Origin of the sequence: Stenotrophomonas sp. TWI819, assembly GCF_039673075.1 — a bacterium.
GTDB lineage: Bacteria > Pseudomonadota > Gammaproteobacteria > Xanthomonadales > Xanthomonadaceae > Stenotrophomonas > Stenotrophomonas rhizophila_B.
This window is the reverse complement of record NZ_JBDJKY010000013.1, coordinates 1-19,887: the sequence shown is the minus strand read 5'-3', so window position 1 is coordinate 19,887 and position 19,887 is coordinate 1. Positions and strand designations below refer to the sequence as shown.

At 67.3% G+C, this 19,887-nt stretch carries 17 protein-coding genes; 4 read left to right on the top strand and 13 right to left on the bottom strand.

Going from position 1 to position 19,887, the window contains the following annotated elements; translation table 11 throughout:
- The first annotated feature begins 124 nt into the window (after positions 1-124).
- A complete protein-coding gene (gene katG / locus ABE463_RS15675) occupies positions 125-2,359 on the top strand; it encodes a catalase/peroxidase HPI (RefSeq protein ID WP_346468781.1) in 2,235 nt (744 codons plus the stop codon).
- Between the two features lie 69 nt (positions 2,360-2,428).
- Here the strand turns inward: katG and ABE463_RS15670 are convergent, their stop codons facing one another.
- Positions 2,429-2,833, bottom strand: a complete 405-nt coding sequence (locus tag ABE463_RS15670) for a S4 domain-containing protein (RefSeq protein ID WP_346468780.1) — start codon at positions 2,831-2,833, stop codon at positions 2,429-2,431.
- On the bottom strand, positions 2,826-3,023 hold the full coding sequence (locus ABE463_RS15665; protein WP_259261394.1) for a hypothetical protein: 198 nt from the start codon (positions 3,021-3,023) through the stop codon (positions 2,826-2,828). The genes ABE463_RS15670 and ABE463_RS15665 overlap by 8 nt, the downstream gene beginning before the upstream one ends.
- 208 nt (positions 3,024-3,231) lie before the next feature.
- On the opposite strand from ABE463_RS15665, the gene ABE463_RS15660 reads away from it, so the two are divergent.
- Entirely contained in the window at positions 3,232-4,719 is a 1,488-nt protein-coding gene (locus ABE463_RS15660) for an MATE family efflux transporter (protein WP_346468779.1), read from the top strand.
- Here ABE463_RS15660 and ABE463_RS15655 read toward each other — a convergent pair.
- The 8 genes from ABE463_RS15655 to ffh all read right to left on the bottom strand — a co-directional run bounded on the left by ABE463_RS15655 (position 4,716) and on the right by ffh (position 10,766).
- Positions 4,716-5,093 carry a DUF6404 family protein gene (locus ABE463_RS15655; protein WP_346468778.1) on the bottom strand — a complete coding sequence of 126 codons (378 nt, stop codon included), beginning with the start codon at positions 5,091-5,093 and terminating at the stop codon, positions 4,716-4,718. The genes ABE463_RS15660 and ABE463_RS15655 overlap by 4 nt on opposite strands.
- An 85-nt stretch (positions 5,094-5,178) precedes the next feature.
- Positions 5,179-5,586: a 50S ribosomal protein L19 gene (gene rplS, locus ABE463_RS15650; protein ID WP_019184486.1), complete on the bottom strand. Its 408-nt coding sequence runs from the start codon at positions 5,584-5,586 to the stop codon at positions 5,179-5,181.
- A gap of 155 nt (positions 5,587-5,741) precedes the next feature.
- Entirely contained in the window at positions 5,742-6,500 is a 759-nt protein-coding gene (trmD, locus tag ABE463_RS15645) for a tRNA (guanosine(37)-N1)-methyltransferase TrmD (RefSeq protein ID WP_259261391.1), read from the bottom strand.
- A gap of 5 nt (positions 6,501-6,505) precedes the next feature.
- Complete coding sequence (gene rimM, locus ABE463_RS15640; protein WP_121043481.1) at positions 6,506-7,018, bottom strand: ribosome maturation factor RimM; 513 nt, start codon at positions 7,016-7,018, stop codon at positions 6,506-6,508.
- 42 nt (positions 7,019-7,060) lie between these two features.
- On the bottom strand, positions 7,061-7,321 hold the full coding sequence (gene rpsP / locus ABE463_RS15635; RefSeq protein WP_017356068.1) for a 30S ribosomal protein S16: 261 nt from the start codon (positions 7,319-7,321) through the stop codon (positions 7,061-7,063).
- Positions 7,322-7,448: 127 nt separating this feature from the next.
- The gene (locus tag ABE463_RS15630; RefSeq protein ID WP_346468777.1) at positions 7,449-8,237 is read right to left on the bottom strand and encodes an aminotransferase class IV family protein; all 789 of its coding nucleotides are present in this window, start codon (positions 8,235-8,237) and stop codon (positions 7,449-7,451) included.
- Complete coding sequence (locus ABE463_RS15625) at positions 8,234-9,310, bottom strand: nitronate monooxygenase (RefSeq protein ID WP_346468776.1); 1,077 nt, start codon at positions 9,308-9,310, stop codon at positions 8,234-8,236. Before ABE463_RS15625 ends, ABE463_RS15630 begins: the two co-directional genes overlap by 4 nt.
- 76 nt (positions 9,311-9,386) lie before the next feature.
- Positions 9,387-10,766, bottom strand: a complete 1,380-nt coding sequence (ffh, locus tag ABE463_RS15620; RefSeq protein WP_019184491.1) for a signal recognition particle protein — start codon at positions 10,764-10,766, stop codon at positions 9,387-9,389.
- A 130-nt stretch (positions 10,767-10,896) separates the two neighbouring features.
- On the opposite strand from ffh, the gene ccsA reads away from it, so the two are divergent.
- Positions 10,897-11,691, top strand: a complete 795-nt coding sequence (gene ccsA / locus ABE463_RS15615; RefSeq protein ID WP_346468775.1) for a cytochrome c biogenesis protein CcsA — start codon at positions 10,897-10,899, stop codon at positions 11,689-11,691.
- Positions 11,692-11,734: 43 nt separating this feature from the next.
- On the opposite strand, the gene ABE463_RS15610 is transcribed toward ccsA, so the two are convergent.
- From ABE463_RS15610 to radA, 3 genes are all read right to left on the bottom strand, one after another.
- On the bottom strand, positions 11,735-14,041 hold the full coding sequence (locus ABE463_RS15610) for a hypothetical protein (protein ID WP_346468774.1): 2,307 nt from the start codon (positions 14,039-14,041) through the stop codon (positions 11,735-11,737).
- Between the two features lie 49 nt (positions 14,042-14,090).
- The gene (locus tag ABE463_RS15605; protein ID WP_346468773.1) at positions 14,091-15,947 is read right to left on the bottom strand and encodes an ATP-binding protein; all 1,857 of its coding nucleotides are present in this window, start codon (positions 15,945-15,947) and stop codon (positions 14,091-14,093) included.
- Positions 15,948-16,110: 163 nt separating this feature from the next.
- Positions 16,111-17,490, bottom strand: coding sequence for a DNA repair protein RadA (radA, locus tag ABE463_RS15600; protein WP_088432155.1), 1,380 nt, complete (start codon positions 17,488-17,490; stop codon positions 16,111-16,113).
- A 151-nt stretch (positions 17,491-17,641) separates the two neighbouring features.
- Here radA and ABE463_RS15595 point away from each other — a divergent pair, with 151 nt between their 5' ends.
- On the top strand, positions 17,642-19,705 hold the full coding sequence (locus ABE463_RS15595; RefSeq protein ID WP_346468772.1) for an EAL domain-containing protein: 2,064 nt from the start codon (positions 17,642-17,644) through the stop codon (positions 19,703-19,705).
- The last annotated feature ends 182 nt before the right edge of the window (positions 19,706-19,887 follow it).

Below are 19,887 nucleotides of genomic sequence, written 5' to 3'. Positions count from 1 at the left end.
ACGTGTAGGCACGCCTTCACATCGCGGTACCCCACGGCCCGATGTGCAGGCAACCTTTCCGACGTCGCCATCGCCTCCGCCACGCCGATGGTGGCCACGTTCGCCAGTACACAGGTAGATACCCATGAAAAGCGAAGCCAAGTGCCCGTTCAACCACGCCCTCGTCGGCGATGCCACCACCAACCGCGACTGGTGGCCCAAGCAGCTGCGGGTGGACCTGCTCAACCAGCACTCGACCCGGTCGCATCCGCTGGATGAGGCATTCGATTACGCCGAGGCCTTCAAGGGCCTGGATTACGCCGCACTCAAGGCCGACCTCAAGGCCTTGATGACCGATTCGCAGGACTGGTGGCCGGCCGACTTCGGCCACTACGGTGGCTTGTTCGTGCGCATGGCCTGGCACAGCGCCGGCACCTACCGCATCGGCGATGGCCGTGGCGGCGCCGGCCGCGGCCAGCAGCGCTTCGCCCCGCTCAACAGCTGGCCGGACAACGTCAGCCTGGACAAGGCACGCCGCCTGCTGTGGCCGATCAAGCAGAAGTACGGCCAGGCGATCTCCTGGGCTGACCTGCTGGTGCTCACCGGCAACGTCGCGCTTGAATCCATGGGCTTCAAGACACTCGGCTTCGCCGGCGGCCGCCCGGATACCTGGGAACCCGACCAGGATGTGTACTGGGGCCGCGAAACCACCTGGCTCGGCGGTGATGTGCGCTATGCGCATGGCTCCGAAGGCGTGCAGGAAGACCACGGCGTGCTGGTCTCCGACGATGACGCGGACGGTGACATCCACTCGCGCGATCTGGAGAACCCGCTGGCCGCGGTGCAGATGGGCCTGATCTACGTCAATCCGGAAGGCCCGGATGGCAATCCCGATCCGCTCAAGGCGGCCTTCGACATCCGCGATACGTTCGGCCGCATGGCGATGGACGATGAGGAAACCGTCGCGCTGATCGCCGGTGGCCACAGCTTCGGCAAGACCCACGGCGCCGGCCCGGCCGACAACGTCGATGTGGAACCGGAAGCGGCTGGCCTGGAAAGCCAGGGCCTGGGCTGGGCCAACAAGTACGGCACCGGCAAGGGCGGCGACACCATCACCAGCGGCCTGGAAGTGACCTGGACGCGCACCCCGGCGCAGTGGAGCCATGACTTCTTCGAGATCCTGTTCGGCCACGAGTGGGAGCTGACCAAGAGCCCGGCCGGTGCGCACCAGTGGGTGGCCAAGGACAGCGAGGCGATCATTCCCGACGCGCACGATCCCTCGAAGAAGCACCGCCCGACCATGCTCACCACCGATCTGTCGCTGCGTGTGGACCCGGCCTACGAAAAGATCTCGCGCCGCTTCCTGGCCGATCCGCAGGCCTTCGCCGATGCCTTTGCCCGTGCGTGGTTCAAGCTGACCCATCGCGACATGGGCCCGCGTGCACGCTACCTCGGCCCGGAAATTCCCGCCGAAGAATTCGTCTGGCAGGACCCGGTGCCGGCGGCCCCGCAGACCCCGCTCAGCGCGCAGGACATCGCCGCGCTGAAGCAGCAGATCGGCGCGGCCGGGCTGAGCGCGGGCGAGCTGGTTTCCACCGCGTGGGCATCGGCCTCGACCTTCCGCGGCTCGGACAAGCGCGGCGGCGCCAACGGTGCGCGTGTGCGCCTGGCCCCGCAGAAGGACTGGGCCGTCAACCAGCCGCAGCAGCTGGGCAAGGTGCTGGCCGCGCTGGAGAAGATCCAGGCCGGCTTCACCGGCGACGGCGGTGCGCAGGTCTCGCTGGCCGATCTGATCGTGCTGGCCGGCAACGTCGGCGTCGAGCAGGCGGCCAGGGCCGGTGGTCATGAGGTCAGCGTGCCGTTCAACCCGGGCCGCACCGATGCCAGCCAGGAGCAGACCGATGTCGAATCGTTCGCCGTGCTGGAACCGTATGCCGATGGCTTCCGCAATTACGTCAAGGGCCGCTACAGCGTGCCGGCCGAGGCGCTGCTGATCGATCGTGCGCAGCTGCTTACGCTGACCGCACCGGAGATGACCGCCCTGGTCGGCGGCCTGCGGGTGATCGGCACCAACGTCGGCGGCAGCAAGGACGGCGTGTTCACTGATCGCGTCGGCACATTGAGCAACGACTTCTTCGTCAACCTGCTCGACATGGGGACGCAGTGGGTCGCCAGTGGCGAGGGCTACAGCGGCCGCGACCGCAGTACCGGCGCGCAGCGCTGGAGCGGCAGCCGCGTGGATCTGGTGTTCGGCTCGAACTCGGTGCTGCGCGCCCTGGCCGAGGTCTACGCCAGCGCGGACGGTGAGAAGAAGTTCGTTCGCGACTTCGTCGCTGCCTGGGCGCGGGTGATGGAGCTGGACCGTTACGACCTGCGTTGATTCAACACCGTAGGCACAGACAAAGACCGGGCCGCATGGTCCGGTTTTTTCATGCGTGCAGTATGCAGATCACAGCGCGTCCAGATCCCCCAGCGCGCGGATCAACCGACGCGCACGCTTGTCCGGCTTATGCTCCGGCGGCTGGTAACCGTTCTTTGCGGCGGCACGCTGCAGGCGCAGTTCCGCGCGGCGTGCAAGCGAGGCCTCGCTCTCGGCATACAACTGCTGCGCCACCGGAGCCGGGCCGCGCATCTCGCTGAGCCCACGCACCTCGATATCGAACACTTCATCGCCACGGCTGATCTGCAGCGCTTCGCCCACGCGCACCGCGCGCGAGGATTTCGGGCGTTGCCCGGCCACATCCACCTTGCCGGTTTCCACCGCCTGTTTGGCCAGGCTGCGGGTTCGATAGAACCGTGCGGCCCACAGCCACACATCCAGCCGCACGGCGGCCACCGGTATTGCGTCAGTCATGCTTTCTACCCAGCTCGACGGCGTTGGCCGGTTGTCGGTTCAGGGGTTGCGGGGCGTCCGGTGTACCGCGGCACCCGGTGCCACCGATCAGTGCCGGCACCCCGGCATCCAGATCGCGACGCTGGCTGCCGACCTGGCATTCCGGTCGGTCCATCGGCCGCACCTGCGCATCGCCCAGGCGGTCGTCCATACTCGAACATGCGGTCAGCGCGGCGCCAATCAAGAGGGCCAGCGCGGCGGGGATGAACCGGTCAGCCGGGAGGGCTGGATGCCGGCCAGCGGCCGTCACGACCGACGGAGCGGCTGACGTGCGGTGAGACGCGAACGTGCGCATCGCGATATCCCCTTGATGGGCTTGGTGCTAGTGTGCCGCTCTCTGAGCTTGATCTCCAGCGCACATGGCCAAAGCGCCGCTTGACCTGACCACGGGCCCGATCGGGCGCAATCTGTTCCTGTTCGCCCTGCCGATCCTGGCGGGCAACATCGCCCAGTCGATGAACGGCTCGGTGAATGCGATCTGGGTCGGCCGCTTCCTCGGCGAGGCGGCGCTGACCGCCACCGCGAACGCCAACAACATCATGTTCTTCCTGATCGGCTCGGTGTTCGGGATCGGCATGGCTGCCTCGATCCTGATCGGCCAGTCGATGGGCGCGCGTGACCTACCCCAGGCCCGGCGCGTGATGGGCACCAGCGCGACCTTCTTCATCGGCCTGTCGGTGGTGATCGCGATCGCCGGCTGGTGGTTATCGCATCCGTTGCTGGCGGCGATGGGGACACCGGCCGAATCGCTGCCGCTGGCCGAGGCCTACCTGCGCATCATCTTCCTGGCGATGCCGACGCTGTATGCCTTCGCCTTCCTCAGTTCGGCACTGCGCGGCGTCGGTGACTCACGCACGCCGTTCCGTTTCCTGCTGCTCTCGGTGGTGCTGGATATCGGCTTCAACCCGCTGTTGATCTTCGGCATCGGCCCGTTCCCGCAGCTGGGCATCGCCGGCGCGGCCTGGGCCACGTTGATCGCGCAGACGCTCTCGCTGCTCGGCCTGCTCTGGTACATGCGCAACAAGCGCCATGTGCTGTGGCTGGGGCGCAAGGACATGGCGCTGTTCAAGATCGATGGCGAGATCCTGCGCGCCTTGGTGGTCAAAGGCGTGCCGATGGGCCTGCAGATGGTGCTGATCTCGCTGTCGATGATCCTGATGATGACCATGGTCAACAGCTACGGCACCGATACCGCCGCCGCATATGGCGCCTCGCTGCAGCTGTGGACGTACGTGCAGATGCCGGCGATGGCGATCGGTGCGGCGTGCTCGACCATGGCCGCGCAGAACGTTGGCGCGCAGCGCTGGGATCGCGTGCGCGGCACCGCCCGCAGCGGCGTGCTCTACAACTTCCTGCTGACTGGCGTGCTGATCCTGCCGCTGATCCTGCTCGACCGTTACACGCTCGCCTTGTTCCTGCCCCAGGGCAGCCAGGCACTGGAAGTGGCGCGCCATCTCAACCACATCGCGGTGTGGTCGTTCCTGTTCTTCGGGGTGAACTTCGTGATCTCCGGCGTGGTGCGTTCGACCGGCGCGGTGATTCCGCCGCTGCTGATCCTGGCCGCCTCGCTGTGGGGCATCCGCGTGCCGTTCGCCGAACTGCTGCAGGACCGCTGGGGCGCCGATGCGGTGTGGTGGAGTTTCCCGGTCAGTTCGTTCTGCGCGATGCTGATGTCGCTGGCGTATTACCGCTGGGGCGGTTGGCGCAAGGCGCGGATGCTGCCCAGCCACCACGAGGAACTGGCGGCACCTGCCGAGGTCCCGGCCTCGCCGCCGTCGCCGGTGGCGGACCCGAACCCGACCACGCCGCTGCAGCCAGCCCCGGCGGGCAACGCACGGCCGGATTAAGCCGCGCGCCCCTGCAGCAGGGTCTTCCAGGCAGGCAGTCTGTAGCGGCGGCGCTGGTACTGCATCAGCAGCGCCATCAGCAGGCCGAACAACAGGCCGGCCATGACCGCACTGCCAACGGTGATGGCGAGCGGAAACGGGCCCAGTTCGAAGAGCAGCCACATCAGCGCCTGCCACAAGACACTCCACAGCAGGCCAAACAGCCCGCCCATCAATAGAAGGTTGGTACTGAAGCTGGCGAGCAGCGGTGGCGGCACGCGCAGCCCCATGCGCCACAACAACCGATGCAGCGGCGGTGCGCGCATGCCGGCAGGCACATTGGCGTCGGCCATGGCCTGCAGCGCGTGACGAACATCAGCGGGATAACGGTCCATGTGCTTCTCCATCACGAGGCCATAAACGCAAACGGCCACCCGAAGGTGGCCGTTTGAGGCGACAACCGAAGTTGTCGGCCGGGAATTACTGGGCAGCCTTGGCAGCCAGGCGCGCGGCCTTGGCCTGCGCAGCAGCAGCCAGATCTTCCTTGATGCGGGCAGCCTTGCCTTCCAGACCACGCAGGTAGTACAGCTTGCCGGCGCGGACCTTACCACGACGCTTCACTTCGACCGAGTCGATGATGGCGCTGTGGGTCTGGAAGACGCGCTCGACGCCGTAGCCGTGCGAGATCTTGCGGACGGTGAACGCGGAGTTCAGGCCGGCGTTCTTGGTGCCGATGACGACGCCTTCGTAAGCCTGCACGCGCTCACGGTTGCCTTCCTTCACCTTCACGTTGACGACGACGGTGTCACCCTGGCTGAACTTCGGCAGCTCGCGGGTGATCTGGGCGGATTCGAAGTCCGAGAGGATGGATTTGTTCAGCTTGCTCATGGGTGCACCGATAATGTTCGGGTGATCGTGTCGTTCGACAACGTGGGCTCATGCAGTCACCGGACTGTGCTGCACGTTTTTTGTAGGGGTTCCTGCCAACGAGCCCCAAAAGGCCGATGGCAATCCCGAATTGTAAACAAGATCCCGCCCCCGCGCTAGGGGGTTGGATCCTTGGCAACGGCCTGCCGTGCCTGCTCCAGCAGGACGCGGTCGGCCTTGGACAACTGGCCTTCGTCGAGCAGATCCGGCCGCCGCAGCGCCGTGCGCAGCAACGATTGCTGCCGGCGCCAGCGGGCGATGGCGGCATGGTTGCCCGAGCGCAGTACGTCCGGGACAGTGCCCCATTCATGCTGGGCCGGATGGCTGTAATGCGGGCAGTCCAGCAGCCCCTGCGGGCCTTCGAAACTGTCCTGGGCAGCCGATTCGGCATCGCCGAGGGCCCCCTCCTGCAGACGGGTCACCGCATCGACGATCACCGCCGCGCCCAGCTCACCGCCGGACAGGACGTAATCGCCGAGGGAGATTTCCTCGGTAACCTCGGCCTCGAGGAAACGCTCGTCGATGCCCTCATAGCGGCCGCAGAGCAGGATCATGCGCGGCAGTGCCGCCAGTTCCCGCACCTTGGCCTGGGTCAGCGGCGTGCCCTGCGGGCTGAGGTAGATCACCGGTGCGGGCGCCGGATCGGCGGCTTTCGCGGCCGCCAGACAGGCCCGCAGCGGCTCGATCAGCATGACCATGCCCGGGCCACCCCCGAATGGACGGTCGTCCACCCGGCGGTAGTTGCCTTCGGCATAGTCACGCGGATTCCAGCCGTGCAGTTCCAGCAGACCGCGCTCGGCAGCACGGCCGACCACGCCCAGCGCGGCCGACTGCGCCATGAACTCGGGGAACAACGTGACGACGTCGATACGCATCCGGCTTAGAACTCCGGATCCCAATCGACCACGATCAGGTTGGCCTCGAAATCCACCGAGACGACGAATTCGGGCTGCACGAACGGAATCATCCGCTCACGATCCCCCTGCACCACGAGCACGTCGTTGGAGCCGGTCGAGAACAGGTGTGACGCCCGCCCAAGTTCGACACCCTCGACGGTACGCACCTGCAAGCCCTCCAGATCGACCCAGTAATACTCATCGGGTTTCGGGGGCGGCAGTGCGCTGCGCGCGACATAGACTTCGGTCCCGTACATCGCCTCGACCACATCGCGGTCGGTGATGTCGGGAAACACGGCGACCAGATGCTTGCCGGACTGACGTCCGCGTGCACCGGTGAGCGTGCTCTCCTGGCCGGCGGGGGTCCGCAGGATCCAGGGCTGATAGTGGAAAATGGCGGTACGCGGCTCGGTCCAGGACTCGAGCTTGATCTCGCCTCGCACACCAAAAGCGCCGACAATCCTGCCCAGCAGGATGCGGCGCTCGGTATCTTTCATCTGTATAGACCGATGGGCCGCGGCAGGCGCGGCCCTTCAGGATCAGGCCGCGGAGGCCTGGGCCTTGGTCGCTTCCTTGTACAGGTTGCGAACCTTGTCGGTCATCTGGGCGCCGTTGGCGACCCACTTGTCGACCAGCGGCAGGTCCAGCACGATGCGGGACTCGGCACCCTGGGCAACCGGGTTGTAGTAACCGACGCGCTCGATGTTGCGGCCATCACGGGCGCTGCGCGAATCGGTCACGATGATGTGGTAGAAGGGACGCTTCTTGGCGCCGCCGCGGGTCAGTCGAATCTTGACCATGGTGTTGTTTCCTCAATTGCCCAGTCGCCAGGATGGCGCGGTAAGCCGGCGATTATAGCGGCGGCCTCCGGCCATTCCAAGCCTGTGAAGGCCGGGAAAGCTGAACAGGGCCTGCCGATCAGGCGGTTCAGGCCACCAACGGCTGCCAGGGCGCCGCCGCGAGCACCTGCCGGGCCTTGGCGCACAGCGCCGCCGAGTTCGCCAGCAGGCCCCCATCGATCGCCCCGATCGGCCAGATGCCGGCTGCGTTGCAGGCAATGGCGGCGTCGAATCCGGGCAGGTCCGCCAGCGTGACCGGCCGCACCTGCTGATCGCTGCCCCACCCTGCCCGCAGCAGGCGCTCCTGGGTACCGCGCAGCGCGGGCGCCTGCGGCCAGATCAACGTGTCACCCGAGGCGAAGGCGATGTTCCAGGTGGTGCCTTCGCTGACCAGGCCGTCGTCGCCGACGAACAGCGCGTCATCCACGCCTGCCAGCAAGGCCTCGCGGCGATGCTGGAACAGCGCGAACGTGCCCACATGCTTCACGTGCGGCAGTTCGCGCTGGTAGCGCACCGTCCGCAGCCGCCGCGCTATCGCCGGCAGATCGACCGGTGGTGCGACGGCGACCAGTACATCGACGGCGACGGGCTGCAGCGGCCGCCGGAAATCGAACTGGCGCGAAAACACGGTCACCCGCAGCGAGGCATCGACCGCGCCTTCGGCCTGCAACGCGTCGTGCATCCTGGCCCGTACCTGCAGCGGATCCAGTGCGGTGCCGAATAGTTCGAGCGTGCCCTCCTGCAGACGCTGCAGATGCAGATCCAGCCCCTGCACCGCGCCATTGCGCACCTGCAGCGAGGTGAAATGACCGTAGTTGGTCAGCGCACCGGCAAGATCATCGGCGCTGGCGGGATGACCATTGCAGTACAGCGTCATCCGAGCAACGCCTTCGCATCGGCCCACATCTGCTGCAGCACCTCTGATGCCGGCCGCGCGGGAGCCATCCACGCGGACTGCCCCGCCCAGGCCTGCATTGCATCGAGATTGTTCTCCCGGCCCGCCTGCGCGCGCATCGGCGCGGTCAGCCCGCGCTGCACCGGATACGGCCGCGGTGGCGGTGCGCCAGCAGACGCCGCGGCGCGCACATACGCGGTGGCCAGGCCACGGCCGAGGCGACCACTGAAGGCGCGCGTCGGCCAGGTATCTTCCGGCTCGGCACTGGCCAACGCCTGCGACCATGCCGGATTCAAATGGCACTCCGGGGTGCGCAGGAACGCAGTGCCCACCTGCACCGCACTCGCACCGAGCGTCAGGGCGGCCGCGATGCCGCGCCCATCGGCGATGCCGCCGGCCGCAATGACCGGGATATCCAGGTGATCGGCCAGCCGCGGCAGCAGCGCGAACAATCCAACCAGTTGGCGCTCGGCCGCGTCCGGATCGAACGCACCACGATGGCCGCCCGCCTCGAAGCCCTGCGCGACCACTGCATCGGCGCCGGCCACCTGCGCGGCACGCGCTTCGGCCAAGGTCGTGGCACAGGCGATCCAGGCAATGCCTACGTCTTTCAGGCGCTGTACCTGTGATGCGGAGAACACGCCCATGATGGTGGAGGCCACGGCAGGCCGTGCCTCGATCAAGGCATCGAACTGCGCGTCGAAATCAGCCGGACCGGCATCGGCGGCGGTGGCCGGAACCTCCGGGCCCCACCGGGCCAGAAAGCGGCGCGTCGCGGCTTCGGCGTCGGCCTCGCGCGACGGCAGCGGATCGGGTATCCAGACATTCACCTGCGCCGGCCCTGCGGACTGCGCACGGAAATCGGTCATCCACGCCACGATGTCCTGCGGCTGGGACAGCACCGCGCCCATCGCGCCCATGCTGCCGGCATTGGCCAGCGCGGCCGACAGCGGCACGGGGCAAGCGCCGGCCATCGGCGCGAGCAGGATCGGGGCCTGCAATGCAAAACGCCGACAGAAGCTGTCGGCGCGTTCGAGAAGCGGGGAAACACTCACGCTCGGCGCACCTGTGAAAGGAGACGGTGCCAGCATACGCCGCACCGCCCCTGGCCGGAATGCGCCTGCGCAGGACTCAGCGGAACGGCATGCCGCCGCGGCCACCCATGGCGCCCATCATCCCCTTCATGCTGCGCATCATGCCCTTCATGCCGCCGCCGGCCATCTTGCTCATCATCTTTTCCATCTGCTGGAACTGCTTCATGAGCTTGTTGACGTCGGCCGGGGTCAGGCCGGAACCGCGCGCGATACGGGCGCGGCGCGAGCCGTTGAGCAGGCCCGGGTTGCGGCGCTCTTTCTTGGTCATCGAGTTGATGATCGCGATCATGCGCGGCACTTCCTTGCCCTGGCTGACCTGCTGCTTGAGGTGCTCGGGAATCTGGCCCAGGCCCGGCAGCTTGTCCATCAGGCCGCCGATGCCGCCCATGTTCTGCATCTGTTCCAGCTGGTCACGCATGTCGTTCAGATCGAACTTCTTGCCCTTGGCGACCTTCTCGGCCAGCTTCTGCGCCTTGTCCTTGTCGACCTGCTGCTCGACCTGCTCCACCAGCGACAGCACGTCGCCCATGTCCAGGATGCGGCTGGCGATACGGTCCGGATGGAAGACATCCAGGCCGTCCGGCTTTTCGCTCACACCGACGAACTTGATCGGCTTGCCGGTGATGTAGCGCACGCTCAGCGCGGCACCGCCGCGGGCGTCACCGTCGGTCTTGGTCAGCACCACACCGGTCAGCGGCAGCGCATCGCCGAAGGCCTTGGCGGTATTGGCGGCATCCTGGCCGGTCATGGCATCGACCACGAACAGCGTTTCGGCCGGGTTGACCGCGGCGTGCAGCGCCTTGATCTCGGCCATCATCGCTTCGTCGATGGCCAGGCGACCGGCGGTATCGACGATCAGCACATCCACGAACGACTTGCGCGCGTCATCGATCGCGGCACGGACGATGGCCTCCGGCTTCTGGTCGGCGGTGGACGGGAAGAACAGCACCCCGACCTGGTCGGCCAGGGTCTTGAGCTGCTCGATCGCGGCCGGACGGTAGACGTCGGCCGAGACCACCATCACCTTCTTCTTGCGCTTTTCCTTGAGGTGCTTGGCCAGCTTGCCCACCGTGGTGGTCTTGCCCGCACCCTGCAGGCCGGCCATCAGGATGATCGCCGGCGCCGGCACATTGAGGTTCAGGTCCGAGGCAGCCGAGCCCATGACCGCAGTCAGCTCGTCGCGCACGACCTTGATCAGCGCCTGGCCCGGGGTCAGCGACTTGAGCACTTCCTGGCCGACCGCACGCACCTTGATGCGTTCGACCAGCGCCTGCACCACGGGCAGCGCGACGTCGGCCTCGAGCAGCGCGATGCGGACTTCGCGGGTGGCCTCGCGGATGTTTTCCTCGGTCAGGCGACCGCGGCCACGCAGCCGCTCGATGGTGCCGGAGAGGCGCTGGGTCAGGGACTCGAACATGGAAGCGACCTGTTCAGAACAAAAGACAATGAGACCGCCAGTATAACGGTTCCGCCCCGGCTCCCGGACCGGCCCCGGCGGCGGCGCTGCGGGCATCGCCAGCACCCCGGGGGTATGCGAAACTGACACGATGACAATCGTTCTCATCGCGACCCTGCTGTACCTGACCGCGACCGGCCTGCTGGTGCGCGCGGTCGTCCGCGATGATGCGGTGACCTCCCCGGCCTGGCTGTGGCCGGCGCTGCCGGCCATGCTGCTGCACGGCGGTTATCACGTGCTGGTGGCGATGCGGACCAGCGGCGGGCCGGACATGCACTTCTTCGCCGCGCTGTCGCTGGTCGGTCTGGGCATGGCGTGGCTGACCTCGCTGGTGGCCGCGCGCGGGCGCATGGCGGCGCTTGGGGTGCTGGTGTTCCCGATGGCGGCAGCAGTGTTGTGGATCTACCACGGCTACGGCCACGAGCCGAGCAAACCACTGGGCTGGCAGCTGGCCACGCACGCGTGGATGGCGCTGCTGGCCTACGCCACCCTGAGCGTGGCCGCGTTGCTGGCGATCATGCTGTGGCTGCAGGAACGCGCCCTGCGCCGCCGTGATTTCCGCCCGTGGCTGCGTGCGCTGCCCCCGCTGGCGGACCTGGAAGCCCTGCTGTTCCGCGTGATCACAGTAGGCTTTGCGCTGCTCACGCTGACCTTGGTCACCGGCGTGCTGTTCGTCGATGACCTGCTGGCCCAGAAGCTGGTGCACAAGACCGTGCTCAGCATCCTGTCCTGGATTGTCTTCGGCACGCTGCTGATCGGCCGCCGCCGCTATGGCTGGCGCGGTGCGAAGGCGGTGCACTGGACCCTGACCGCGATGGCGTTGCTGCTGCTGGCGTTCTTCGGCAGCCAGTTCGTGATCGAACTGGTGTTCGGTCGCACGCGATAGCAGCGTGCCGACCAACGGTCGGCACCCACCCGCTATCCGCTGATCACAACCCGTACCGTTCGATCGCGTCCAGATGCGGCTGCCGGTCCTGGTCGCAGGCCTCGGCCAGGCGCAGCCAGCAGTGTGGGTGCGCCCACTCCGCCGTCGCCTGCTGCAGGAAGCGATGCAGTGCCAGCGGCGCGTGATCCTGCGGCTGGGCGACCGTGAACAGCAGCCCCGGCAGCGTCTCGTCTTCGGCATCCGGATCGGTCACGGTGTAGTCCGCACGGCTGTGCGACCACACTTTCCAGCCCTGCGCCTCGGCCGCCTCCACCAGCGCGTCCCATGCCGCCTCGCCCGGATGCGCGCCGTCGACCAGCCAGCTGCGTGCGAATCCACCCCGCTCCAGCACGTGCACCTGCGCATAGGTCGGAATGAAGTGCTCGCGCTCGGCTTCATCTTCTGGTGCGGGGTGCACCAGGCCGGCGTCGAACACCACCCAGTCACCCACCTGCTGCGCGCGGTTGGCCGGTGCGTTCTCGACGATGCGCGCGGTCACCGGCCCGCTGCGGCGGGCGTAGTACTCCACCGGCTCGCCGCCGTCTTCGCTGCGGATGATCACCCAGCCCCAGGGCTCTTCGACCACGCCCTGCTGGCTGGACAATTCCATGCCGATCGCGGCCGCCGAGCGGCGCACTGCATCCCAGTCGCGCGCCGCGCTGGCGGCACTCATGTGGTCCCAGTGCGCGGCATTCGGCTCCTCCAGCGTCTCCACCAGCTGCGCGTAGCAGGCCTGCGCATCGCTGAAACGGCCGGTCTCCATGTACATGCTGGCAAGCGTCCGGCGTGCGCCGTTCGAGCCTGGGGACAACGCCAACAACGCCTGCGCGGCCTGTTCCAGCGCCGGCCAGTCGGACGTGCGCCGTGCACGCTGTACTTCGCACCAGTGCGCGAACACCGGCACGCTGTCGCGATAGGTCGCGGCCAGCCTGCGCAAGCCATCATCATCGCCCTGCTCGGCCAGCCAACGCATCAGGGTGTAGGCCGCCGCGCCATCTTCCTGCGCGTGGCCGCGCACGAAGTCCCACAGCAGCGCCATGGCTTCGGTGGTTGCGCCGCAGGCGTGCAGCGCCGAGGCAGCGACCTCGGCCAGCGCGCCGTCGTCGGGCTGCTCGGCGTGCGCCTGCAGCAGCCACTGCGCTTCACGCTCGGGATCGCGCGACTGGTGCTGTTCGCCCTGCGCCTGCAGCCATGCCAGCAGTTCGTCGGCAGGCACCGGCAGCGGTGCCATCTCCGGCAGTGCCTCGATCCGTGCGGCCAAGCCGGCCACCAGCGCGGCAGCGCCACGATCCTGCCGCAGCTGCGCCAGATGGGTCCGGGCCAGACCGAGCTGGCGCTGCGCCACCCAGCGCGCGCCACGCTGCAGGGCCAGTTCCAGGCTCAATGCAGCGATCTCGATCACCAGGCGATGCGCGCCGACCGCGGCGAAGTGCTCGATGATGGTGTTGAAGCGCGTGCCCAGATCCCAGGTATTGCGCGCGCCATCCCGGCTGCACAGTGTCGAGGCAGTATTGGCCCACAACCGCCAGTGGTTCGGCGTCAGCTCGCTCCATGGCACCAGCTGCTGCAGTGCGTCTTCATCACGCCCCAGCTGGGCCAGCGCCCAGGCCTTGGACAGCCGGCGCGGCACCGTGCAGTTGGCCGGCTCGTAGTCGCCTGCAGCAGCCACTTCGGCCTCGCGCTGCTCGATCAGTGCCAGCGCCTCCTCCGCACGGCCACTGGCCAGCAGGATCTTGATCTGCATTTCCGGGAAGCTGTCGAACACCTCCTTGCCACGCGCCTGGATCGCCGCCGACTGCACCTGCAGGTACTCCAGCGCGTCCTGGCCGCGGCCGTCGTCCAGCAGCGCGTCCGCCTTCTCGCAGCTCAGGCACTGGAAGCAGGCCCAGCTTGGGTCGATACGGCCCAGCGTCTCGTCGCAGACCTCGATGCGCTCAGGTACCCAACCCGGACCATCGATGTTGCCGTAGCAGGCGGCAAGATCCTGGGTGACGCAGATCGACTGCGGGCAATCCAGGGTATCGGCACGGTGTGCGCGTTCGAACAGCGCCACCGACTCGCCCAGTGCGCTTTCACCTTCCATGCGGTTGCCGACGCGGTTGCGCAGCGCCCAATGGCCGACATAGACGTCGACCCAGGGGTTGTCCAGCGCCTTGCCCAGCGCGCGCGCTTCGGGCAGCAGTGCATCGACGCGGTCGACCTGCAGTTCACTGACGTCATCGGCAAGGCGGGTCAGCAGGTGGGCGTTCTGTGCCTGCCCGGCCTGGCGCAGGTCTTCCTGCAGTTTTTCAACCCAGTTCCAGATATCCATGGGGGGAAATGCTCCTGTCTAGCGAAGGCTGGATGAGAGGGGGCGGTGCTCAGCGCAGCATCTGCTGCAGGGCACCGGCAATATCGGTAAATGCACCATTGAGATCGGGGCCCGGCGTTGCCGCACTCCGCTGCAACGGCCGGCCCTGTGCGGACACGATGATCTTCAGCGAGCGCAGCAGGCGTGCGGCCGAGGCGGCCTGCGGGTGGCCATCGCGCTGGGCCTGCAGCAATGCCTGCACCGCTGGATTGTCCAGGTTGAGGTAGAGCCGTGACGGCGCACGCGCCTCGATTCGCGCGGTGAACTGGCGCGCCAGGCGCAAGGCGGCCATCGAGACGCGCTTGTCGTTCTCGTCGTCTTCCAGGCGCTGCTTCAGCTCGGCTTCGCGGTCGGGCACCACCACCACCGGCAGCGCCTCGGGGCTGAAGCGCGCCGGCAGCAGCTGTTCGCCATCGCCCAGGTGTTCACGCAGCCAGGCCAGCTGCGCATCGTCAAGGCTGTCGTCAGTGCGGAACAGTGCGCGATTGCCCTGCTCGGTACCGAGCTCAACCAGGCGCAGGCCCTTGGCCTGGGCCCAGCGGCGCAGGAATGGCACCACTGCATAGCGATGGCCATGCGCGACCGGCACGCCCATCGCACGGAACAACATTTCCTCGAAGCCGCCACCGTTGTCGAGGATCACATGCACCGCGCCACGCGCCGGCAACGCGCTGGCCGGCAGGTCGCCCTGCGAGGTCGGCACGCGCACGTGTTCCAGCAGCAGGTCGAACAGGCGCTCATCGCACAGGGCTGCGCCCAGCAGGGCTTCATTGTGCCGGCTGAGCACACGCCGCCAGGCTTCGGGCTGCTGGCGTGCGACGTCGGCCAGGCCATCGATCAGCGCTTCCAGCAGGGCGTGCTGCACGGCGCGATAGTGATCATCGCGCTGCAGATCCTCGCGGCTGGCCGTCGGGGTCAGCTTCGACGATTCGATCACCCCGCCGATGAAGCCGGCCCACGGCGGCAAAAGGTCGCGTGCATCGTCGTCCAGCAGCATGCCGCGCACGAACACCGACAGGTTGCGGTTGTCGCTGGTGCCGTAGGTGGCACCGTCCTGCACCCAGAGCATCCCGACGGCGTCGCTGCTGCCATCGGACTGCAGCGGCATCGTCACGATGGGCTCGAAATCGTGTTCGAAACGGGCAGCGAACTGCAGCGCCTGGCGGCGTGCCTGCACGGGATGCAGCGCGACGTCACCCTGCCCGCGCCACGGCGGCGGTTCAGGGTTGATGGCCTCGGCGGCAGCGCCGATGAAGATCGGTTCGGACAGCAGCGCGCAGTAGCGGCCAAGCACCTCGTGCAGGCGCGCTTCGTTGGCCAGCGGCAGGAAGTCCGGATGCAGCTCCAGCTCGACCTCCGTGCCGATCGCCCGTGCCGGCACGTCGCTGACGGTGTACTGCTCGGCGTTGCTGGACACGTACAGGTGGCCCAGCTCCGGCGCTTGATAGGAGGTGGTGCGCACGCTGACACGGCGCGCCAGCACGAAGGCCGACAGGAAGCCCAGGCCGAACATGCCGATCAGGCCGTCATTGTCCTCGCCCTCCTGGCGCAGGCCCCGGGTGTAACCGACGCCGACCGTGGCCAGGTAATCGTGGATTTCCTGCCGGGTCAGGCCGGCACCGGTGTCGGTGATGCGCAGCACGCCGGCGGCGGCATCGACCTGCACGTCGATGCGCGATGCGCACTCGATGCCGGGCTGCTCGATACGGCGGCGGATGATCGAATCATGCGCGTTCTGCACCAGTTCGCGCAGCGCCACCATCGGGGTGGAATACAGGTGCTTGCCCAGCACCGTCATCAGTCCATTGAGATCGACCCCGGCGCGGCGGATTTCGGCAGCGGGGGTGCTGAACATCGGGTCCTGCATGTAATCGATTACTCCTTGCCACGGAAAAGCGCCGGAAGGCGCCTTCGTCGAGCCCGGAAAACTAGCACAGGCTGGCTGACCGCAGACCCATTCGTCATGGGTGGAGCCGAGCATGGGCTCGGCTCTACAGAGCCGCGACAACCGAGCCTCGGCCCGGCCCCGGTCACAGCGCGTCGATCGCCTCCGACAACCGCTCCACCGCGATCACCTCCATGCCCTTCACGCTGCCCGTCTTCGGTGCATTCGCCTTTGGCACGATCGCGCGCTTGAAGCCATGCGTCGCTGCTTCGCGCAGGCGGTCTTCACCGTTGGGCACGGGGCGGATCTCGCCGGACAGGCCCACCTCGCCGAAGGCGATGGTCTTCTCGGCCAGCGGCCGGTCCTGCAGCGAGGACAGCACCGCCAGCAGCACCGGCAGATCGGCGGCGGTCTCCTGCACGCGGATGCCGCCCACCACGTTGACGAACACGTCCTGATCGCCCACCAGCACGCCGCCATGCCGGTGCAGCACCGCCAGCAGCATCGCCAGGCGGTTCTGCTCGAGCCCCACCGCCACCCGGCGCGGGTTGGACAGCGGCGAGGCGTCCACCAGTGCCTGCACTTCCACCAGCAGCGGGCGCGTCCCCTCGCGGGTGACCATCACGCAGCTGCCGGGCTGCTGGGTGCTGCCGCCGGAGAGGAAGATCGCCGAGGGATTGGAGACCTCTTTCAGGCCCTTCTCGCCCATGGCGAACACGCCCAGCTCGTTGACCGCGCCGAAGCGGTTCTTGAACGCCCGCAGCAGGCGGAATCGGCTGCCGCTCTCACCTTCGAAGTACAGCACCGCGTCGACCATGTGCTCGAGCACGCGCGGGCCGGCAATGCCGCCCTCCTTGGTGACGTGGCCGACCAGGAACACGGCGGTGCCGGTTTCCTTGGCAAAGCGCACCAGCCGTGCGGCGCTCTCACGCACCTGGCTGACCGAGCCCGGGGCAGCGGTCAGCGATTCGGTCCACAGCGTCTGCACCGAATCGGCCACGATCAGCCGCGGCTTGGCCACGCTGGCATGCTGCAGGATCGCCTCGACCTGGGTTTCGGCCAGTGCGTTGACGTTGTCCAGCGGCAGATCCAGGCGAACGGCACGGCCAGCCACCTGCGAGAGCGATTCCTCACCGGTGATGTACAGCACCGGCAGGCTGGCGGCCATCTTCGCTACGGCCTGCAGCAGCAGGGTGGACTTGCCGATGCCGGGATCGCCACCGACCAGCACCACCGCACCTTCGACCAGACCACCGCCGAGCACGCGGTCGAACTCGCCGATGCCGGTGCTCACCCGCAGGTGCTCGGTCTGCTGTACGTCCTTGAGCGCCATGATCTTCGGCGCATCCACCTTGCCGGCCCAGCCGGAACGGCGCGACGCCGGCGACGACTTGGCAGGCGTCGCGCTTTCCAGCGTGATTTCGCTGAGCGTGTTCCAGACCCCGCACTCGGTGCACTGGCCCTGCCACTTGCTGTATTCGGCGCCACATTCACTGCAGACGTAAGCGGTGAGTCGCTTGGCCATGTCAACTTCCGCTTCAGAATCGATGCGGCAGGATAGCCGAGCCGCGTCGCAGCAACCGAGACGCCGTGCGCCCCAGCCCCCTCAAGAATCCGGTCACAGTGCCGATACTCCGGCGGGCCACCGCCTTTCCTTCAACTTTCCAGGCTTCTCCATGACCGGCACCTACAGCCAGAGTCTTGTCGTGTTCTCGCTGCTGGTTGCCATCCTCGCCTCCTACACCGCGCTGGACATGGCCGGCCGGCTGGCCAGTACCCAAGGGCGGGTCGCCCGCTGGTGGCTGGCCGGCGGCGCCACCGCGATGGGCCTGGGGGTCTGGTCCATGCACTTCATCGGCATGCTGGCCTTCCATCTGCCGATCCCGGTCGGCTATGACCTGGCGATCACCCTGTACTCGCTGGCGGTCTCGGTCGGTGCCTCGGCCTATGCACTGTGGCTGGTCTCGCGCGCGGAGCTGCCCTGGTCGCGCCTGTGCGCCGGCGCGGTACTGATGGGGCTGGGCATCGCCACCATGCATTACCTGGGCATGAGCGCCCTGCAGATGCAGCCGGGCATCGACTACAACCCGGCCTGGTTCGCCGCCTCCATCCTGATCGCCATCGGCGCGGCCGGCGCAGCACTGTGGATTGCCTTCCGGCTGCGCCTGGAGCAGCGGCGGCCCTTCCTGCTGCGCGGGCTGGCCTCGCTGGTGATGGGCCTGGCGATCGTCGGCATGCACTACACCGGCATGGCCGCGGCCAACTTCCCCGAGGGCGCGGTCTGCGGTGCGGCGTTCGGCGAAGGCATCGATGCCAAATGGCTGGCCGTGCTGGTGATCGTCACCACCCTGGGCACCCTCGGCATCGCACTGATTTCCTCGGTGTTCGATCGGCAGATGCGCACCCGCACCGGCCTGCTGGCCGACTCGCTGGCGCAGGCCAATGAAAAGCTGCTGCAGGCGGCCCTGCACGACCCACTGACCCAGCTGCCCAACCGCATGCTGCTGCAGGACCGCATCGAGCAGGCCATCGAGAAAGCACGCCGTCGACAGTTCAGCTTCGCGGTGATGTTCTGCGACCTGGATGGCTTCAAGACGATCAACGACGCCTACGGCCATCAGCTCGGCGACAAGCTGCTGATCCAGGTTAGTGAACGCGTGTCGGCGCTGCTGCGCGCGCAGGACACCTTCGCCCGGCTGGGCGGGGATGAGTTCGTCATCGTGTTCCAGATCGACGACCCCGAAGACGCCGCCGTTGTCGCCGAACGGATCATCGCCTGCGTGGCCGAGCCGTTCGAGATCGATGCACTGGAACTGCAGGTCAGCGCCAGCCTGGGCATCGCGCTGTACCCGGCCGATGCCACCACCGAGCGCGACCTGATGGCCCACGCCGACGCCGCGATGTACCACACCAAGGATTCGGGCCGGAACGGCTATACGTTCTTCACCCAGTCGCTCAACGTGAGCGCGAACCGCCAGCTTAAACTGCTTCAGGAACTGCGCAAAGCGGTCAGCCGCAATGAGCTGGTGCTGCACTACCAGCCCAAGTTCCAGGCCAATGGTGAATCACTGATCGGCGCCGAAGCGCTGGTGCGCTGGCAGCATCCCGAGCTGGGGCTGCTCTCGCCCGACGCCTTCATCCCCATCGCCGAGCGCAGCGGGCTGATCCTGGCTCTGGGCGAGTGGGTGCTCGACCACGCCTGCCACCAGCTGCGCCAGTGGCACGACGCCGGCCATCCCGACTGGACCATGGCGGTGAATCTGTCACCGTTGCAGTTCGGTTCCAGCACGCTGCTCGATACGGTGCGCCGCACCCTGGATCGCCATGGCCTGGACCCGAAACGACTCACCCTGGAAGTGACCGAAACCACGGCAATGAAGGACGTCGATGCCAGCCTGCTGATCCTGCACGGGCTGACTGCGATGGGCGTGAACATCTCCATCGACGATTTCGGCACGGGTTACTCCAGCCTGCTCTACCTCAAGCGCATGCCGGCTACGGAGCTGAAGATCGACCGTGCCTTCGTGCGTGATCTGGAAGACAACGCCGAAGATGCCGCCATCGTCTCGTCGATCATCGCGCTGGGCCGTTCGCTGCAGCTGCAGATCGTCGCCGAAGGCGTGGAGACGGCCGGCCAACGCCAGTACCTGAGCGACATGGGCTGCGATCAGCTGCAGGGGTATCACCTGGGCCGGCCGGTGAATGCGGCGGAGTTCATGCGGTTGGCGAAGGCGGCCTAACGCGCGGCTCGGCGCCTCGGTTCCGGTAGCCGAGCCCCGCCGCGGCTTCTCATACGGATGCGAGGGCGAACTGACCCGTCCTGCCATAGGTTGACACCTGTGGCGGATGTAGAGGCCGCCGTCAGGCGGCCAAGGACGCCCGATGCACTGCATCGGGCGTCTGCATTTTAAGGGACAGATGT

What these genes read in the sequence shown, in the direction of transcription:
- ABE463_RS15665 (WP_259261394.1), bottom strand. Translation starts at nt 3,023, where the DNA reads ATGGACGACCGCCTGGGCGATGCGCAGGTGCGGCCGATGGACCGACCG.
- rpsP (WP_017356068.1), bottom strand. Translation starts at nt 7,321, where the DNA reads ATGGTCAAGATTCGACTGACCCGCGGCGGCGCCAAGAAGCGTCCCTTC.
- trmD (WP_259261391.1), bottom strand. Translation starts at nt 6,500, where the DNA reads ATGCGTATCGACGTCGTCACGTTGTTCCCCGAGTTCATGGCGCAGTCG.
- ABE463_RS15610 (WP_346468774.1), bottom strand. Translation starts at nt 14,041, where the DNA reads ATGGATATCTGGAACTGGGTTGAAAAACTGCAGGAAGACCTGCGCCAG.
- ABE463_RS15595 (WP_346468772.1), top strand. Translation starts at nt 17,642, where the DNA reads ATGACCGGCACCTACAGCCAGAGTCTTGTCGTGTTCTCGCTGCTGGTT.
- rplS (WP_019184486.1), bottom strand. Translation starts at nt 5,586, where the DNA reads ATGAGCAAGCTGAACAAATCCATCCTCTCGGACTTCGAATCCGCCCAG.
- ABE463_RS15655 (WP_346468778.1), bottom strand. Translation starts at nt 5,093, where the DNA reads ATGGACCGTTATCCCGCTGATGTTCGTCACGCGCTGCAGGCCATGGCC.
- katG (WP_346468781.1), top strand. Translation starts at nt 125, where the DNA reads ATGAAAAGCGAAGCCAAGTGCCCGTTCAACCACGCCCTCGTCGGCGAT.
- ffh (WP_019184491.1), bottom strand. Translation starts at nt 10,766, where the DNA reads ATGTTCGAGTCCCTGACCCAGCGCCTCTCCGGCACCATCGAGCGGCTG.
- ABE463_RS15630 (WP_346468777.1), bottom strand. Translation starts at nt 8,237, where the DNA reads ATGACGCTGTACTGCAATGGTCATCCCGCCAGCGCCGATGATCTTGCC.
- rimM (WP_121043481.1), bottom strand. Translation starts at nt 7,018, where the DNA reads ATGAAAGATACCGAGCGCCGCATCCTGCTGGGCAGGATTGTCGGCGCT.
- ABE463_RS15605 (WP_346468773.1), bottom strand. Translation starts at nt 15,947, where the DNA reads ATGCAGGACCCGATGTTCAGCACCCCCGCTGCCGAAATCCGCCGCGCC.
- ccsA (WP_346468775.1), top strand. Translation starts at nt 10,897, where the DNA reads ATGACAATCGTTCTCATCGCGACCCTGCTGTACCTGACCGCGACCGGC.
- radA (WP_088432155.1), bottom strand. Translation starts at nt 17,490, where the DNA reads ATGGCCAAGCGACTCACCGCTTACGTCTGCAGTGAATGTGGCGCCGAA.
- ABE463_RS15660 (WP_346468779.1), top strand. Translation starts at nt 3,232, where the DNA reads ATGGCCAAAGCGCCGCTTGACCTGACCACGGGCCCGATCGGGCGCAAT.
- ABE463_RS15670 (WP_346468780.1), bottom strand. Translation starts at nt 2,833, where the DNA reads ATGACTGACGCAATACCGGTGGCCGCCGTGCGGCTGGATGTGTGGCTG.